We start from the raw sequence: 14862 nt of genomic DNA on the forward strand, positions 1-14862 counted from the left end.
CTTGAAGACTACGAGGTTGATAGGTCTGAGGTGTAAGTGCGGTAACGCATTCAGCTGACAGATACTAATAGGTCGAAGACTTATCCTGAGAGGTTCGAAAGATAAGCGGGAAGAGATTGGAGAGAATGAAGTCGCAAGACTTTCTGTATGAAATTCTGAAGGTACATGAACAATAGAACATGTATCCATCAAACGTAAGATGTGAACGAAGTTTTGCTTGTTATCATCGAAGCGATTACCATAATGGCCCGGTGGCTCAGCTGGTTAGAGCGCCGCCCTGTCACGGCGGAGGTCGTGGGTTCGAACCCCATCCGGGTCGCTTGCGAAAGCAAAATTATATATGGGATCTTAGCTCAGCTGGGAGAGCATCTGCCTTACAAGCAGAGGGTCACAGGTTCGAGCCCTGTAGGTCCCATTTATAACATGAGGACGTTTAGCTCAGTTGGTTAGAGCAATCGGCTCATAACCGATCGGTCCTGGGTTCGAGTCCCCGAACGTCCACTACGTTTTAAAATTAATATGGCCTGGTGGCTCAGCTGGTTAGAGCGCCGCCCTGTCACGGCGGAGGTCGTGGGTTCGAACCCCATCCGGGTCGCTTGCGAAAGCGCAAAATTAAATATGGGATCTTAGCTCAGCTGGGAGAGCATCTGCCTTACAAGCAGAGGGTCACAGGTTCGAGCCCTGTAGGTCCCATTGTCCAAAGGACATGCCGGCGTGGCGGAACTGGCAGACGCACAGGACTTAAAATCCTGCGGGACTAACCTCCCGTACCGGTTCGATTCCGGTCGCCGGCATTGAAGAAAAATCCTGAAACCTAAGAGAAATCAAGGGTTTCAGGGTTTTTTCTTTACCTTAAAATATGCCGTAGGGGCAAAATAGGGGCAAAATACTAAAACTATGAGATAAGATTTATTGAATCAATAGTTTTATTATCATTCGCAACGACCTGCTGAGTGACATGTATATATATGTCCTGAGTGACATCGCTACGACCGTGGCCCAGCCTTCTTGCAATCTGATCTGGAGTCATACCATTTGCAGCAAGTAAAGAGGCGTGTGTGTGGCGTAGCTTGTGAGGCGATATCTGGTGATTAAGCACAAGCTTAGATTTTCTTTTTAGATAATTATCATACGCAGCATATGATATATATGATCCGGTAGAGATGTCTGGAATAAATAGGGTCGTTGACAGATTCCGCTCTAACATCTTTTCTTTCCTCCATAATCGTATCTTTTTGATTACAGTAATCAATTCCGGCTGAATGTGAATATCTCTGATAGAATTATCCGTTTTAGGAGTAGTAACCACATCGTTATTTGAATCATATGTTTTATCTATGTGAATAGTGAGGTCTTGCAAGCTTACATCAGTATCTTTGAGCGCCGCAAGCTCTCCAAAACGCAGTCCAGTCAAGACAAGAAATTCAGTGACATAATACCAATGCCACATATTTTGATCTTGCATATATTCAAGGAGTTTTGTGATTTCGGCTGGTTCAAGATATTTACTCTGTGTGTTTTCCTCCTGTGTCTGATCTGTGAATAATTCAAGTTTACTGATAAGCCGGTAATTATCGTGGTAGTCATTTTTATATCCCCAATTAAGCATGGCTTTAAATCTCGTAATATATGTATTAAGCGTTGATATATTCTTACCACTATCAAGGAATCTACTGTTTACATACTGAGCTGATAGATTGTTGACAATAGCATCTTCATCTAAGATATCAAGAACAGAATTGATTATTATATTATTTCGTTTGGTCGTAGATAACTTATATGTCACACATTGAGCTGCGGAATATGCGTCATGCAATTCTCTTAAAGTAGTCTTTTTGTCTGCATATACTGAATCCAATGCAACATCGATTTTGGCATTGAGGATTCTCGCCGCCTTGTTCTTATTCTGCGGTGATGCCTTTTGCATCGTCACAGTGACCTTCTTAACCTTCTCCGTGAGCGGATCCGTGTACCGCTCACAATACTTCACAGTACCGTTCTTTTGTATTTCTGACCACATAATATCAACTCCTATCTAAAAATAGGCATAAAAAATAAGCCTATCAAAATGAGAAGGCTTGTGATATAATGTAGCTTGTTCAGAGCGTTATTCATAAGCCTTCGGTTTGTGGGTAACTTCCCTCAGGTGTTGGTAGCATCTGGGGGATTTTTTATAATATGAAGATGATATTATTCATCCTCATCATCTGTCTCATTCGCTGTTGAATATTCAGAGGTATATGCTTCAGAACTTGACAGTGACTGTCTGTATTCTTCAGCAAGCATTGTTCTGTTGAACTCTGCAGTAGGGCAGATCTCATTTACAAGTTCTTCAAGTTCATCTATTGATACATTAAAGAACTCTTTTCTAAGATTTACCTTGTTTACTCTGCGATCATTAAGTCTCTTGTGAAGTTCGGTTTCAAGACCGGAAGCGTCATCAGAGAAAATAAAGCTGTGTACATCAAATTTGAACGGAACAGAAGCATCTCCAAGTTCATTAACTCTATCCTGTGGATTTATTCTTCTTGTCATTCCCACTTTGAATACATTCTCACCAAATGAACCCAAGTTGCTGATAATATAAACATTACCAGCTTTACCATTTTGCAACTTTGCTATTTCATCCTTTTTGATTGTTACATCTGCAAGCTGAGCCTGCAGTTCAAGGATACGAGCTTGCAGAGCAGCAAGGGCTTCACCCTCTGAAGCTTCCGCCTGTTCTTTGAGGGAAGATATCTGATTCTCATATTTTGACTCTTCAAGCTCCACTTTTTTACGTTCGACCTCAAGGGCTTTGCGCTCCTCTGCCTCCTGACGCATCTGCTCTTTGATTGCAAGCTGTTCTTGCTTTGCCTGTTCTTTCTTGACGTAGTAGTTATACTCTATCTTTGCGGCATTAATGAAAAGATATTCCATTTCACCTATGAACTTAGTAAGAGTTCCAGCAATTGTTTGATTACCTTCAGCTGCAATCTTTAGATACTTAGCACAGATATCTTTTATTTGTTCAATACCGTTGTCAAGCTTGTCATATTTTAAATTGTACAAGACGTTCTGCATCTCAGATTCCAGCCCCTTGACAATGAGGTCGTAAATCGTTTTGTTGGCTTTAGTAGTGTATCTGATAGCATATTGCTGTCTGAGAGTGTCAATGGATTTCTCATTTTCTCTGTATGCTTTTCGCAAGCTTTTTATATCCATACAATGTAATTTAAGGATAACAGATGGGGCAATGAGATTAGCATCCTCAATATCTGATTGGCTAATTCGGCATTCGTTATATGGAATGTCAGCAGTAATGAAGTTATCTAATGCATATTCAATACTGCTGTAGATTTCCTTAGCACGAGAGATCTTGCGCTCTTGGGTCGCAACTGATTTTTGCAGTTTATCATCTTTTGCCTGAAGTGTAGCAATGTCTGAACGCAATTTATCTATAGTGGCAAGGTTTTCGGATATTTCGGCATTCACCTGGTTGAGCTTAGCCATCGACTGCTGATGGTCATGCACCCCTAAATCCTGCATAGTCTTATTCATGTCTTGCATTGCTTGATTCATCTGAGCATTCTGAGCCGCAAGTTGGGCATTCTGTTGACTAATTTGTTGATTGGTTTCTTTTTGTTCCTTTTCGTCCAAGGTCTTCATTATCATCAATACTATGCCGCCGATTGCTGGAAGTATAAGAAACCAGCATGCGCATAGAATAGCAATAAACCATGTACTTAAATACCATTTGTTTTCTTGTTTTTGATTCATTGAATCTCTCCCTTCATTTGTTAATTATTTTTGCAACCCATGTGCATAAGCCTCAATGGTATTTACAGAGCTAGTGTGTTCGAAGTCCGCTCTGATAATATGGTTGAGTGCATGGATATAAGCATCGTTAAGCTGTTCCTGTGTGAATCGTGTATTAAGAAAGATAGTATATGAACCATCTTCATTGCAGGTAACAGTTTCTTTAACTTTTGTAGTCTTCAGATCCATCATCTGTACATTTATATCATACAATTAACTCATCCCCCTTGTAACATAGTCGTAGATACAATAACAAATACCGTGGGATGTTTTTTGTACATTATCGTTTCTCTTTATTCTTGAGAGCCAAGAGCATACGCTGTACTATCTCTAAATCTTCGGGTTTGGCATCCCTTGCGGCATCGAAGAGAAGAGAGAGCTGTTTGTTCTCGAATATCTCTTGTGCTTTCTGAGCTGTTTCATCGTCGAAGTAATATGTAGGTTTTGGTTGATCTTCCATATCAAATCCCATTAACCACATTGCATTTACTTGTAGAACCTGAGCAAGTTTTGGAGCTGATATATTAGATGGCTTATGGCTACCATTTACATATTGACTTATTGATGCTTTACTTACACCACTTTTGTCTGCAAGTTCCTGCGCATTTATATTTATGTTATTCATTGCTTGTTTTAATCGATTAGCAGTTACTGGCCATTTCATATATTGTATCCTCCTTTTATTAGTATAATAGGATTATACAACATCGTTTAACTAAAATCAAACAAAAAGTTAAAAAACTTTAAACTTTAGGCTTGACTTTTCAGTTAAACAGAGTTAAACTTACACTAAAGTTAAATGAAGTTTAACAAATATACGAGATGGGAGGTGCGAATATGCCATATCAGTATGATAAGCTGAGAGGAAGAATAGTAGAACGCTATGGAACACAGGGTAATTTTGCAAATGCATTAGGTTTATCAAGTAATTCTGTATCAAAAAAGTTAAATTGTAAAACTGGATTCACTCAGGAAGAGATGAATAAGTGGGCAGAATTACTCGATATTAACTTAAATGAGTATCCTGATTATTTTTTTGCCTAAAAAGTTAAACGGTGTTTAACAAATAAGGATAGAAAGGAGAGGCATGATAAACAGCATAAATTCAAAGCTGGTAGACATAGCAGAGAAAACGAAAGATATAGAAGAATTCTCTGAGGTGAGGAAAGTTCTCACTGACGAGGAGATAATTTTCTATTATATCGCAAAGAACTGTGAATTGTCGGAAACGTATGACGGCGAGGAGTGCGTTATCAAGGACATCTTAAAAGTACTTGGAGCAAAGAAATACTCGGTAAAGCACTCACTACACCTACTCGATGTGACAAAAGAGGTTCTTAAATCAATTGCCAGATTCGAGTTTTAGATCATCCACTTATCACCATGTTGTTTCTTGATTTCAGTAAATGAAATTTTATTCTTTACATAATCGTCAAGAAACTGTTCAGGTGTTGTGGCAGTTGATGTCTTGACTGTGTAAGCCAGTGCAATGTCTTCAATATTTGTCAAGGCATCTTTAAAGGAATCTTTTGACATAGTTTCACCTTCTTTCGTATGAATTGGTGTTGGTAGCACCTACGGAAATTATAGGGTGAAATAACGAGGACGACAAGAGAAAGGAGAGGTAAGAAATGGATATAACAGGAATTAGATATGTAAAAGCCGGTCCATATATGACAAAAGCTGAGATTGCTGAAGCATTTGGAATATCGATAAGAACGGTATGTAACAGATTATCGGAGCTGGCGATATACATTGCAAAAGGAAGATACAGTGAATACACCATATTGGATGGTTTTGGTGTGACATATGTCAACTATCTTGCGCTTGTAGACTTTATGCGATACCGCAAAGAATTGAAAGCCGGCAGAAGAGTACCACCGTTCAATCCTAAGAAAGTTGCAGAAGGTGGGACGGTGTTGCAGGATGCACAGTGAGAAAGGATAGTGAAGCAAATGAAGAAAAAGAAGATGTGCAGATATGCGGTTTATACCATGTGTGCTATTGGTTTATTCCTGATCTTCGGAGCAGCAAACTCAGTTGCGTTCGCCATGGATATGCAGATCATTGAACCATGGTATGCACACCTTGGACAGGCATTTGTCGGAGTGCTGCTGACACTCCCTTATCTGGTAGGCAGGAGAAGAAAAGCATGGTTGAGATGAAAGTGTTATCCAGTCATGAAGAATGGCTCAAGGCAAGAACAACAAAGATAGGTGGTTCGGATGCTTCGGCTATTGTGGGAATGAACCCATATAAAAGCAATGTGGAGCTTTGGAAAGAAAAAGCATATGGAATTGAACCGGTGGATATATCGGATAAGCCATATGTGAAATATGGAACAGAAGCTGAGCCGCTTCTCAGGGAATTGTTCAAATTGGACTATCCGGAATATCAGGTGTGTTATGAAGAGAATAACATTTGGTTCAATGACAAGTATCCGTGGGCACATGCATCTCTTGATGGATGGCTCATAGATCAGGGTGGTCGTAAAGGCATATGGGAATGTAAGACCACGAATATCTTACAGTCCATGCAGAAAGAGAAGTGGGATCACAGGATACCGGATAACTATTACATACAGGTGCTGCATTACCTGATGGTTACAGAGTTTGACTTCGTAATACTTAAGGCACAGCTTAAATCTGTATATGGAGAGAATGTGTACTTACAGACAAGACATTATCCGATAGAACGGTCGGAGGTTGAAGAAGATATCAAGTATCTGATCGAGGAAGAATCAAAGTTCTGGGAGCATGTACAGATGAAAAAAGCACCGGCACTGAAATTACCGGAAATATAGTAAAGGGGTGAGAGAAAAATGTATTACAGAATTTGCAGTAACTGTGGAGCGAATCTTGATCCGGGAGAGCGATGCGACTGTGAAGAGGAGAGACAGAAACAGACAGACCGGATCATGAGCATGATGAAAATAAACAAAGATGGTCAGTATGAACTGGCTATGGTGGGAGGATGTACATGGAATTAAGAGTGAATGAGGTAGCAATACCGGAGGAGATTAAAGTTTTAAACTTTGAAGAACTTAAGGCTGAACTTAAGGATAAGGCTGAATACTATGGATCTCTTTTATATACAGATGAGCAGATCAAGGATGCTAAGGCAGATAGAGCAATGCTGAACAAATTTAAGAATACAGCGAACTCTGAACGTATCAGAAAAGAGAAGGAATATATGAATCCGTTCAATCAGTTTAAGTCTCAGATTAATGAGCTCATAGCAATCGTTGATAAGCCTATTGCAGTGATAGATGAGAGAATTGCTGCTTACAATGATGAACAGAAAGCACAGAAGAAGAAAGCTATTGAAGAACTGTTTGCCGGCATGGGCTTTCAGAGTTTCGTTACACTTGAAAAGATTTGGGATCCTAAGTGGCTGAATGCATCCACTTCGATGAAAAGCATTGAGGAACAGATGAGAGCAAGAATGTATCAGATCGGCGATGATGTGTATACACTCAGCCAGCTTCCAGAGTTTGGATTTGAGGCTACAGAGGTATTCAAACAGACGCTTGATATAAACAAGGCTATCTCAGAGGCTAAAAGGATGTCAGAGATCGTCAAGGCGAAGGCTGATGCCGAGGCTAAAAAGAAAGCTGCAGAAGAATCACGAAAGGCAGAGGAAGAACGCAAGGCAAAGGAGATCAAAGAAGAACAGACAGTACCGCATGAGCAGGCTGTGACACCGCAAGAACCGGTGCAGAGTGCTGACAGCACACAGGAGAGAATGGTAGTCAGATTTGAGGTATTACTCACAACGGAAGATGCTTATGCATTGAAAGAGTTCTTTAAGAGTAGAAGCATAGAATTTAAAGCTATTTAGGAGGAAAAAGCATGATAGAGGTAAAAGGAAATCATTTGAGAATGGAAGGCTCAGAGGATGAAGTAGAATCACAGGTAGCTGCTGTTTTGGCAGGATACACACGATTCTTACATAAAAACTATCCACCGTGTGTTGCAAAAGAGAAATTAGACAATGTTATAAAACTTGGTTCTTTTACAGATGAGGAACTGGACGAGGAGATTAAGAAAACAAAGGAAAAACTTGATCAGTTGTTACATGAACTTTTTAGTTTTAATGAGGAGGACAAATAATGGCAGTTAATAATAGTTTAGTGAAAAAAAGCAAGGCACAGCAGAATTTGGGAATCACAGCATACCTTTCACAGGATGCTATAAAGAATCAGATCAATCAGGTAGTTGGTGGTAAGAATGGACAGCGTTTCATTTCTGCTATCGTATCAGCATATAACACCAACCCTACACTTCAGGAGTGCACAAATCAGTCGATTCTTTCAGCAGCACTTCTTGGTGAGAGTTTACAGCTTTCGCCATCTCCACAGCTCGGACATTATTACATGGTCCCGTTCAATAATACCAAGGCAGGTACCAAAGAGGCACAGTTCCAGATGGGATACAAGGGATATATCCAGCTTGCAATCCGATCCGGTCAGTATAAGAGACTGAACGTAGTAGCCATTAAAGAAGGTGAGCTTGAATACTTTGATCCGCTCAATGAGGACATCAAAGTCAATCTTATGGTTGATGACTGGGACAAGCGTGAAAAAGCTGAGACAATCGGCTACTATGCAATGTTTGAGCTGGTAAATGGATTCAGAAAAACATTGTATTGGAGCAAGGCACAGATGCTTGCTCATGCGGACAAGTATTCACAGGCTTTCAGCAAGGATGCTGTAAAGATTAACACAAAGTATGGCGAGAAAGAAAAGGTGTCATTTGCTGACTATGAAGCCGGTAATTATGATCCGAGAGATTCGTGGATGTATTCATCATTCTGGTACAAGAATTTTGATGGAATGGCATATAAAACAATGCTCCGTCAGTTAATTTCCAAGTGGGGTGTTATGAGTATTGATCTTCAGAGCGCATTTGAGCGTGATATGACCACTATGGATGGAGATGGAAATGTGACCTATGTGGAAAACGATACAGAGGAATATGTTGATTCCACTGCATCAGAACCGGAAGCAAAACCGGAACCGGAACAGGGCAAGGAAAAAGCACCTGTTATTGAACAGTCGCAGACTACACAGCAGAATCCTGCCGCCGCTGCACTGTTTTCATAAATAATACTTGTTCATGGCAGATACACACATCACACAGTATAAGCCATTGTATATAGCCCTGCCGCTGATCCGGTGGCAGGGAGAAAGGAGCATTGATTGATGAATCCACAGTGGATAAAGAAAGCATCATTGGACAGAAAGTACAGGAATAAAAAGGTTGAGGTCGATGGGATACTGTTTGACAGTAAGAAAGAAGCAAACCGGTACATGGAGCTTAAGCTGCTTGAGAAAGCAGGAGAGATCACGGACCTCAAGAGACAGGTCAGATACGAGCTTATACCGAGACAGAGAGAACAATCAACTGAGATGTACAAGGCTGGACCTCATAAGGGCGAATATAAGCCCGGTAAGGTCATAGAACAGAGCTGCTACTATGTTGCCGATTTTGTCTACAAAGAGGGTGAGAATATAGTCGTGGAAGACACCAAGGGCATGAGAACGAAAGATTATGTGATTAAGCGGAAATTGATGCTCCACCGTTATGGAATACGAATTAAGGAGGTATAGAGGGTATGATGACAGACCTCATTGAAGAGAAGAAAAAAGAGCTGATATCAACACAGGATGTTGTTTATGAAGTCCTTGAAAAAGATATAGCAGCAAGAAGTAGTGATAACCGGTTGTACTATCTCGTATGTAAGCAGATTGGAGAAAAGCATGGATACAATATTGATCATGTTTCTGTGCCAAAGTTCTTCCTGCATCTGTCAGAGTTCGGCTTACCAACAACCGAGACAGTGAGACGCACAAGACAGAAGATACAGGCGGCAAATCCGTGGCTTGCCGGTAACAGATGTGTGCGGAAGATGCGGCAGAAGAATGAGCAGGCTTTCAGGGAGTATGCAAGAAAATGAAAGGAGTACAGTGGCTATGAGTGATAAAAAGAGCTTCGTCTTTTATACCGAATATAGAGAGCATTTAGAAATGCTTCCACCAGAGCAGATCGGTGAGTTGATGTTAGCTCTGATTGATTATCAGGAGACCGGTGAAGTCCCTGATCTGCCAAAGGGTAGTGCTCTTGCTATGTGCTTCTCATTCATTAAGAAACGGATGGATAAAGATAATATCAAGTATGAGGAGAAGTGCGAACGGAACAAGGAGAATGGGAAAAAGGGTGGCAGACCTGCAAAAGAGCCGGTTATTGAAGAAACCGACAATAACCCAAAGAAACCGAATGGTTTTTCAGAAAACCGAACGGTTATTGAAGAAACCGACAATAACCCAACAGAACCCAGAAAAGCCGATAATGAATATGATAGTGATAATGAATATGATAATGATTGTGATAATGAGGAGTATATACATACTCCAGAAAAAATATGTGCTAACGCACATACAAAAAAGGCGGTCAAGTCACACAAGAAGCCAGATCCGGTCGTGTATAGTGATGTGCCGGAATTGGATGAGGCTATTCATGAGTTCATTAAATTTCGCAAGGGTATGAAAAAACCGATGAGTGACAGGGCAGTTACCTTGATGATGAACAAGCTTGAGACATTATCCCATGACAAGTATGAGCAGGTACAGATACTGAACCAATCGATCATGCAGGGATGGACAGGGGTATATGAGCTTAAGGGAGAGAATAAGCAGTATTCCCATTCACCAAGAGCAAGTAACAACCGGGTAGCGGATCAGTTGGATGAATCATACAAGATGATGGCAGACTGGGCGAAAGAGAGAGCAAAACAGGAGATCATACATGAGCATGAAACAAAATAAACGATGTAACACCTGCAGACACAACCAGACCTGTACGCTTTCAGATACAGGCAGAGTATTACATGTCTGTGATCTTGATAATTCGTACATAGACGAGATCCGTCAGATGCATGGCAGGTGTGAAAAGTGGAGAGGAGTAAAGCGGAATGACGGAACAGGAGTTTGCAAAGTTCGCCATGGGGCTAAAGACATACTACCCCAGAGAGAATCTACTGCCGAATAGACCGGCAATGGAGCTTTGGTACAGACAGCTTCAGGATCTGCCGTATGAAGTGGCAGAAGCAGCACTCAACAAATGGGTATCAACAAACAAATGGTCTCCAAGTATCGCAGAGATACGTCAGATGTGCTGCGAGGTCAGACAGGGCGAGATTCCGGCATGGAGCGAAGCATGGGAGACTGTCTTACATGCGATCCGGATATATGGATCATACAGACAGCAGGATGCAATGATGACACTTGATGATCTGACCGCAAGGACAGTGACACAGATCGGCGGATTTGTGAATATTTGCAGGAGTGAGAATATTGACATTGATCGGGCGAATTTCCGCATGGTCTATGAGGAGCTTGCAAAGCGGAAGCAAAAGGATGCGCTGATGCCGGCAAAGCTCAGAAGTGCGATACAGAAGATACAGAGCAACAGCATGATGATGTTGGAAGGGAGAGAAGACGAGTGACGATTGAAGAAGCAAAGAAGCTGATGATGGTTGAAAAAGAGTGCATCAATAGACATTGTGACCGAGATTGTGGAAAGTGTGACATCGTGCAGAATATTGATGATTTGAATAGTGCTTATGACATAGTGTTACAGAATTTGGACAAAGAGATTCCGAAGAAAATAACTATATTTAAGTACCCTAAGATAAATTATATCAATTATGGCTGTCCTGTGTGCCGCCGAAAAATTATATCCAAAATCGATAATGTCTTGTGTTGTGGAGAATTATCTGATCGTTGCGATAGATGCGGTCAGAAATTAGATTGGAGCGGTGAAGATGTATAAATGCATTGACTGTCAGGCAGAGTTTGAAGAGCCGGACATGGAAAGAGAGTGCATGGGTGAATATCATGGACAGCCGGCATATGAACATACAGCAGTGTGCCCAAGTTGTGGATCCGGTAGTTTTGAAGAGGTAGCAGATGATGGAGATTGACGAAGCTATAAAGCATGAGAGATGGGAAGCAAAACATGCTGGATTGGAAGATGCAGATGATACAGCTATTGAACTAAACAGACAGTATCATACAGAGATCGCAGATATGCTTGAGGAGTTGAAAGGACTCCGGAGCAGATAAAAATAAATCAAAGAAAGGAGCCGAACCTCCGGCCGGGGTAACGATATATCGGGTTCCTTTTAAAAAATGAATGAAGAAAAAGACGATTTGATCCTTCGTGTATTTGGCGAGGATGGAGAGCTGGACATTGATAAGCCAGATGAGGGGCTTGCTGAGTACAAGCAGCGAAAGAAAGAAGCGAGAGATCGCATGATTGCGTTACAGAGACAACCGTATGAGGTCAAAGTTGCACGATCAAAATTAAGAGCCTATGAGTTCATAGAGCAGATGGACAAGCGAGATAAAAATGCTCATGTGAGTGTGGGTGGACTTGATAGTATCACACTACACGTATTCCTGAAGTCGATAGGAATCAATGTTCCAGCGGTATCGGTATCATCTCTGGAAGATAAGAGCATACAGAGGGTACACAAAGCTCTTGGAGTAACGATTTTGAAGCCGCTTAAGACAAAAGTAGAAGTGCTCAATGAAGTTGGATTCCCGGTTATCAGTAAGAGAATAGCTGGCAAGATTGCCCTACTTCAGAACCCTACAGAGAACAATAAGACCGTCAGACATGCGATTATCACAGGGGAATGTGGAGAGCTTGGACACTTCCAGAAAAACAGCCGTATGAAGCTTCCACAGAAGTGGCTCAATCTGTTTGGCGGATATGAGAACGAGAATGAAGGGGTTATGTATTACAAACCGAATTTCAAGGTATCAAATGATTGTTGCTATTATTTGAAAGAAAAGCCATGTGACGACTGGGCAAGAACACATTCAAGCTTTCCGTTCCTTGGAATGATGGCATCTGAAGGTGGGCAGAGAGAAGAAGCACTTACAGATCATGGGTGCAACTACTATGGAAAGACGGTAATGAGATCAGCACCATTTGCACCATACATCAGAAATGACATTTTAAGACTTGCACAGGAGATGGATGCCTGGTATCACGATCACACAGATGTGTTTGCAAAGCTTTATTATGAGCAGCCATACAGCAAGGACAAGGATGGAAATGTAATACCGTATGAACCGGTTGATACGATCATACCGGCTATATATGGTCAGATTGTGAATGATAACGGAGAACTTAGGACAACAGGAGCACAGAGAACCGGATGCAGTATGTGTGGTTTTGGAATTCACATGGAAGAACGACCGCACAGGTTTGACAGGCTCAGAGAACGGAATCAAAAGGAATGGGAGTTTTACATGTACCGGTGCTGCACGGATCCGAAGACTGGTGAGAAGTTCGGTTGGGGAAGAGTGTTAGATTACATAGGTGTCGCATGGGAAGATGAACCAGCGGTACAGATGAATATTTATGATTACCCGGAGGTGCAGCCATGATAAACGGAGAACTTATCGTTGATAACTTCGCCGGCGGTGGCGGAGCATCAACAGGAATTGAGATGGCTACAGGGTACAGTGTTGATATAGCAATCAATCATGATCCGGAAGCCATAAGGATGCATAAGGTCAATCATCCGAATACAAGGCACTACTGTGAGAATGTATGGGCGGTTGATCCTGTGAAAGCCTGTGAAGGGCACCCGGTGGCACTTGCCTGGTTTTCCCCTGACTGCAAGCATTTCAGCAAGGCGAAAGGCGGCAAGCCGAAGGATAAGAACATCAGAGGTCTTGCATGGGTAGCCTGCAGATGGGCGGCTCTTGTAAGACCGAGAGTGATCATGTTAGAGAATGTTGAAGAGTTCAAGACCTGGGGACCACTCAACCGGGGACATCATCCGATCAGGAACAAACAGGGAGACACATTCAGACAATTTGTGAGGCAGCTCAATGATCTGGGATATGAGGTACAGTTCAGAGAGCTTGTGGCTGCTGATTACGGAGCACCAACAAAGAGAAAAAGATTCTTCATGATTGCAAGATGTGACGGAGTGCCGATCATGTGGCCAAAGCTACATATGCACCGGCAGACAGCGAAGAGGTTAAGAGTGGACTATTAAAGCCTTATGTCGGAGCCTATACGCAGCTTGATTTCAGTCTGCCGTGTCCAAGTATATTTGACACGTCTGAGGAGATCAAAGAGAAATATGGAATCCGGGCGGTGAGACCGCTGGCACCAAAGACTATGCAGAGGATTGCAAGAGGGCTGAAGAAGTTCGTTCTGGACAATCCAGAGCCATTCATCATTCAATGCAATCATGGCGGCGAAAGAAAGCCGCAGGATATAAGAGATCCAATGCCGACAATCACAGGCAAGCATGGATATGGAGTTGTAGAACCATATATTGTTCAGATAGGTCAGACTGGATTCTCTGCAGATCGTAGCAAAGATGTGAGAGAACCTCTTACAACTATTGTCAGCAAGAATGAGCACTGTCTAATAAGTCCTACACTTATTCAATATCATTCGGAGACCAATCCAGATGAGGTAAGAGGTCAAGGTATAGAGAATCCGATCATGACAGTAGACAGCTCAAACAGATATGCCTTGTGACTTCGTTCCTCAGCAAGTTTTACAAGACAGGGATAGGGCAGGATGAGAGAGAGCCACTGCATACAGTGACAACATCTGCGGGGCATTTTGGAGAAGTTCGGGCATTTCTGATCAAATACTACGGAGAGGGTACAGGCCAAGATATAGAACAGCCGCTTGATACAGTGACATCAAGAGATCGGTTTGGATTGGTAACAATCAAAGGTGTTGAGTATCAGATCGTGGATATTGGTCTCAGAATGCTTGAGCCAAAGGAGTTATATGGATGCCAAGGGTTCCCGGATGATTACATCATAGATCATGACAGCACAGGTAAGACATATTCAAGAAGTGAACAGGTTAAGAGATGTGGAAATGCAGTCTGTCCACCTATACCGGCGGCGATGGTGAGGTCGAATCTTCCAGAGCTTTGTGTAAGAAAGAGGATGCCAAACATGGGGATAGGCGAAGAAGAGAATGGACAGTTGTGTTTTGTTTAGAGAAAGGAGAA

The 14862-nt window shown here is 41.9% G+C and carries 24 protein-coding genes, 6 tRNA genes and 1 rRNA gene; 27 read left to right on the top strand and 4 right to left on the bottom strand.

All coding sequences use genetic code 11. From position 1 onward, the window contains the following. From DW959_RS04190 to DW959_RS04220, 7 genes are all read left to right on the top strand, one after another. Positions 1–88, top strand: a 23S ribosomal RNA gene (locus DW959_RS04190); the annotation flags it as partial. Positions 89–245: 157 nt separating this feature from the next. Then, positions 246–319 (top strand) — tRNA-Asp (locus tag DW959_RS04195). Between the two features lie 23 nt (positions 320–342). Further along, a tRNA-Val gene (locus tag DW959_RS04200) sits at positions 343–415 on the top strand. Positions 416–427: 12 nt separating this feature from the next. After that, positions 428–501, top strand: a tRNA-Ile gene (locus tag DW959_RS04205). A gap of 20 nt (positions 502–521) precedes the next feature. After that, positions 522–595 (top strand) — tRNA-Asp (locus DW959_RS04210). 25 nt (positions 596–620) lie between these two features. Next, positions 621–693: transfer RNA gene (locus DW959_RS04215), tRNA-Val, on the top strand. Positions 694–708: 15 nt separating this feature from the next. Then, positions 709–794 (top strand) — tRNA-Leu (locus tag DW959_RS04220). 101 nt (positions 795–895) lie between these two features. Here DW959_RS04220 and DW959_RS04225 read toward each other — a convergent pair. From DW959_RS04225 to DW959_RS04240, 3 genes are all read right to left on the bottom strand, one after another. Beyond that, positions 896–2020 (bottom strand): site-specific integrase, encoded by a 1125-nt coding sequence (locus tag DW959_RS04225; protein WP_118615466.1) that lies wholly within the window; start codon positions 2018–2020, stop codon positions 896–898. A 170-nt stretch (positions 2021–2190) separates the two neighbouring features. Next, entirely contained in the window at positions 2191–3759 is a 1569-nt protein-coding gene (locus DW959_RS14270; protein ID WP_243023332.1) for a GIY-YIG nuclease family protein, read from the bottom strand. Between the two features lie 319 nt (positions 3760–4078). Next, positions 4079–4462 (bottom strand): helix-turn-helix transcriptional regulator, encoded by a 384-nt coding sequence (locus DW959_RS04240; RefSeq protein WP_118615470.1) that lies wholly within the window; start codon positions 4460–4462, stop codon positions 4079–4081. A gap of 173 nt (positions 4463–4635) precedes the next feature. On the opposite strand from DW959_RS04240, the gene DW959_RS04245 reads away from it, so the two are divergent. Further along, positions 4636–4842, top strand: coding sequence for a DUF739 family protein (locus DW959_RS04245; RefSeq protein WP_118615472.1), 207 nt, complete (start codon positions 4636–4638; stop codon positions 4840–4842). Positions 4843–4885: 43 nt separating this feature from the next. After that, complete coding sequence (locus DW959_RS04250; RefSeq protein WP_118483584.1) at positions 4886–5164, top strand: hypothetical protein; 279 nt, start codon at positions 4886–4888, stop codon at positions 5162–5164. Here the strand turns inward: DW959_RS04250 and DW959_RS14100 are convergent. Continuing rightward, the gene (locus tag DW959_RS14100) at positions 5161–5334 is read right to left on the bottom strand and encodes a hypothetical protein (RefSeq protein WP_182427456.1); all 174 of its coding nucleotides are present in this window, start codon (positions 5332–5334) and stop codon (positions 5161–5163) included. The genes DW959_RS04250 and DW959_RS14100 overlap by 4 nt on opposite strands. A 95-nt stretch (positions 5335–5429) precedes the next feature. On the opposite strand from DW959_RS14100, the gene DW959_RS04255 reads away from it, so the two are divergent. From DW959_RS04255 to DW959_RS15045, 18 genes are all read left to right on the top strand, one after another. Continuing rightward, on the top strand, positions 5430–5735 hold the full coding sequence (locus DW959_RS04255) for a hypothetical protein (RefSeq protein ID WP_118615474.1): 306 nt from the start codon (positions 5430–5432) through the stop codon (positions 5733–5735). 18 nt (positions 5736–5753) lie between these two features. After that, positions 5754–5963 (top strand): hypothetical protein, encoded by a 210-nt coding sequence (locus DW959_RS04260; protein ID WP_118483580.1) that lies wholly within the window; start codon positions 5754–5756, stop codon positions 5961–5963. Continuing rightward, a complete protein-coding gene (locus DW959_RS04265) occupies positions 5951–6601 on the top strand; it encodes a YqaJ viral recombinase family protein (protein ID WP_118615476.1) in 651 nt (216 codons plus the stop codon). Before DW959_RS04260 ends, DW959_RS04265 begins: the two co-directional genes overlap by 13 nt. Before the next feature lie 18 nt (positions 6602–6619). Continuing rightward, positions 6620–6787 (top strand): hypothetical protein, encoded by a 168-nt coding sequence (locus DW959_RS14105; protein WP_182427455.1) that lies wholly within the window; start codon positions 6620–6622, stop codon positions 6785–6787. Continuing rightward, a complete protein-coding gene (locus DW959_RS04270; protein ID WP_182430052.1) occupies positions 6778–7638 on the top strand; it encodes a DUF1351 domain-containing protein in 861 nt (286 codons plus the stop codon). Before DW959_RS14105 ends, DW959_RS04270 begins: the two co-directional genes overlap by 10 nt. Before the next feature lie 11 nt (positions 7639–7649). Continuing rightward, positions 7650–7910, top strand: a complete 261-nt coding sequence (locus DW959_RS04275) for a hypothetical protein (protein WP_118615480.1) — start codon at positions 7650–7652, stop codon at positions 7908–7910. Continuing rightward, on the top strand, positions 7910–8902 hold the full coding sequence (locus DW959_RS04280) for a recombinase RecT (protein WP_118615482.1): 993 nt from the start codon (positions 7910–7912) through the stop codon (positions 8900–8902). The genes DW959_RS04275 and DW959_RS04280 overlap by 1 nt, the downstream gene beginning before the upstream one ends. Before the next feature lie 99 nt (positions 8903–9001). After that, entirely contained in the window at positions 9002–9409 is a 408-nt protein-coding gene (locus DW959_RS04285) for a DUF1064 domain-containing protein (RefSeq protein WP_118615484.1), read from the top strand. Between the two features lie 5 nt (positions 9410–9414). After that, positions 9415–9756, top strand: a complete 342-nt coding sequence (locus tag DW959_RS04290; RefSeq protein ID WP_118615486.1) for a hypothetical protein — start codon at positions 9415–9417, stop codon at positions 9754–9756. A 16-nt stretch (positions 9757–9772) separates the two neighbouring features. Beyond that, the gene (locus DW959_RS04295) at positions 9773–10624 is read left to right on the top strand and encodes a DUF6291 domain-containing protein (protein WP_118483566.1); all 852 of its coding nucleotides are present in this window, start codon (positions 9773–9775) and stop codon (positions 10622–10624) included. 146 nt (positions 10625–10770) lie between these two features. Continuing rightward, a complete protein-coding gene (locus DW959_RS04300; protein ID WP_118615488.1) occupies positions 10771–11304 on the top strand; it encodes a replicative helicase loader/inhibitor in 534 nt (177 codons plus the stop codon). Further along, complete coding sequence (locus DW959_RS04305) at positions 11301–11630, top strand: hypothetical protein (RefSeq protein WP_118615490.1); 330 nt, start codon at positions 11301–11303, stop codon at positions 11628–11630. The genes DW959_RS04300 and DW959_RS04305 overlap by 4 nt, the downstream gene beginning before the upstream one ends. Next, the gene (locus DW959_RS14110; protein WP_182430053.1) at positions 11623–11781 is read left to right on the top strand and encodes a hypothetical protein; all 159 of its coding nucleotides are present in this window, start codon (positions 11623–11625) and stop codon (positions 11779–11781) included. Before DW959_RS04305 ends, DW959_RS14110 begins: the two co-directional genes overlap by 8 nt. Continuing rightward, positions 11768–11923: a hypothetical protein gene (locus tag DW959_RS14115; protein WP_182430054.1), complete on the top strand. Its 156-nt coding sequence runs from the start codon at positions 11768–11770 to the stop codon at positions 11921–11923. Before DW959_RS14110 ends, DW959_RS14115 begins: the two co-directional genes overlap by 14 nt. A gap of 66 nt (positions 11924–11989) precedes the next feature. Beyond that, entirely contained in the window at positions 11990–13258 is a 1269-nt protein-coding gene (locus DW959_RS04310; RefSeq protein WP_243023333.1) for a hypothetical protein, read from the top strand. Next, a complete protein-coding gene (locus DW959_RS15035; protein ID WP_347475317.1) occupies positions 13255–13878 on the top strand; it encodes a DNA cytosine methyltransferase in 624 nt (207 codons plus the stop codon). The genes DW959_RS04310 and DW959_RS15035 overlap by 4 nt, the downstream gene beginning before the upstream one ends. Continuing rightward, positions 13821–14372: a hypothetical protein gene (locus DW959_RS15040; RefSeq protein WP_347475318.1), complete on the top strand. Its 552-nt coding sequence runs from the start codon at positions 13821–13823 to the stop codon at positions 14370–14372. The genes DW959_RS15035 and DW959_RS15040 overlap by 58 nt, the downstream gene beginning before the upstream one ends. Then, positions 14369–14851: a DNA cytosine methyltransferase gene (locus DW959_RS15045; protein ID WP_347475319.1), complete on the top strand. Its 483-nt coding sequence runs from the start codon at positions 14369–14371 to the stop codon at positions 14849–14851. The genes DW959_RS15040 and DW959_RS15045 overlap by 4 nt, the downstream gene beginning before the upstream one ends. Positions 14852–14862 lie beyond the last annotated feature (11 nt).

Source organism: Clostridium sp. AM46-21 (assembly GCF_003480025.1).
GTDB lineage: Bacteria > Bacillota > Clostridia > Lachnospirales > Lachnospiraceae > Coprococcus > Coprococcus ammoniilyticus.

Coding starts and splice junctions, on each gene's coding strand:
- DW959_RS14270 (WP_243023332.1), bottom strand. CDS start 3,759: ATGAATCAAAAACAAGAAAACAAATGGTATTTAAGTACATGGTTTATT.
- DW959_RS04285 (WP_118615484.1), top strand. CDS start 9,002: ATGAATCCACAGTGGATAAAGAAAGCATCATTGGACAGAAAGTACAGG.
- DW959_RS04255 (WP_118615474.1), top strand. CDS start 5,430: ATGGATATAACAGGAATTAGATATGTAAAAGCCGGTCCATATATGACA.
- DW959_RS04225 (WP_118615466.1), bottom strand. CDS start 2,020: ATGTGGTCAGAAATACAAAAGAACGGTACTGTGAAGTATTGTGAGCGG.
- DW959_RS04265 (WP_118615476.1), top strand. CDS start 5,951: ATGGTTGAGATGAAAGTGTTATCCAGTCATGAAGAATGGCTCAAGGCA.
- DW959_RS04260 (WP_118483580.1), top strand. CDS start 5,754: ATGAAGAAAAAGAAGATGTGCAGATATGCGGTTTATACCATGTGTGCT.
- DW959_RS14115 (WP_182430054.1), top strand. CDS start 11,768: ATGATGGAGATTGACGAAGCTATAAAGCATGAGAGATGGGAAGCAAAA.
- DW959_RS04250 (WP_118483584.1), top strand. CDS start 4,886: ATGATAAACAGCATAAATTCAAAGCTGGTAGACATAGCAGAGAAAACG.
- DW959_RS04245 (WP_118615472.1), top strand. CDS start 4,636: ATGCCATATCAGTATGATAAGCTGAGAGGAAGAATAGTAGAACGCTAT.
- DW959_RS04240 (WP_118615470.1), bottom strand. CDS start 4,462: ATGAAATGGCCAGTAACTGCTAATCGATTAAAACAAGCAATGAATAAC.
- DW959_RS04295 (WP_118483566.1), top strand. CDS start 9,773: ATGAGTGATAAAAAGAGCTTCGTCTTTTATACCGAATATAGAGAGCAT.
- DW959_RS04275 (WP_118615480.1), top strand. CDS start 7,650: ATGATAGAGGTAAAAGGAAATCATTTGAGAATGGAAGGCTCAGAGGAT.
- DW959_RS14110 (WP_182430053.1), top strand. CDS start 11,623: ATGTATAAATGCATTGACTGTCAGGCAGAGTTTGAAGAGCCGGACATG.
- DW959_RS14105 (WP_182427455.1), top strand. CDS start 6,620: ATGTATTACAGAATTTGCAGTAACTGTGGAGCGAATCTTGATCCGGGA.
- DW959_RS04280 (WP_118615482.1), top strand. CDS start 7,910: ATGGCAGTTAATAATAGTTTAGTGAAAAAAAGCAAGGCACAGCAGAAT.
- DW959_RS14100 (WP_182427456.1), bottom strand. CDS start 5,334: ATGTCAAAAGATTCCTTTAAAGATGCCTTGACAAATATTGAAGACATT.
- DW959_RS15035 (WP_347475317.1), top strand. CDS start 13,255: ATGATAAACGGAGAACTTATCGTTGATAACTTCGCCGGCGGTGGCGGA.
- DW959_RS04270 (WP_182430052.1), top strand. CDS start 6,778: ATGGAATTAAGAGTGAATGAGGTAGCAATACCGGAGGAGATTAAAGTT.
- DW959_RS04310 (WP_243023333.1), top strand. CDS start 11,990: ATGAATGAAGAAAAAGACGATTTGATCCTTCGTGTATTTGGCGAGGAT.
- DW959_RS04290 (WP_118615486.1), top strand. CDS start 9,415: ATGATGACAGACCTCATTGAAGAGAAGAAAAAAGAGCTGATATCAACA.
- DW959_RS04300 (WP_118615488.1), top strand. CDS start 10,771: ATGACGGAACAGGAGTTTGCAAAGTTCGCCATGGGGCTAAAGACATAC.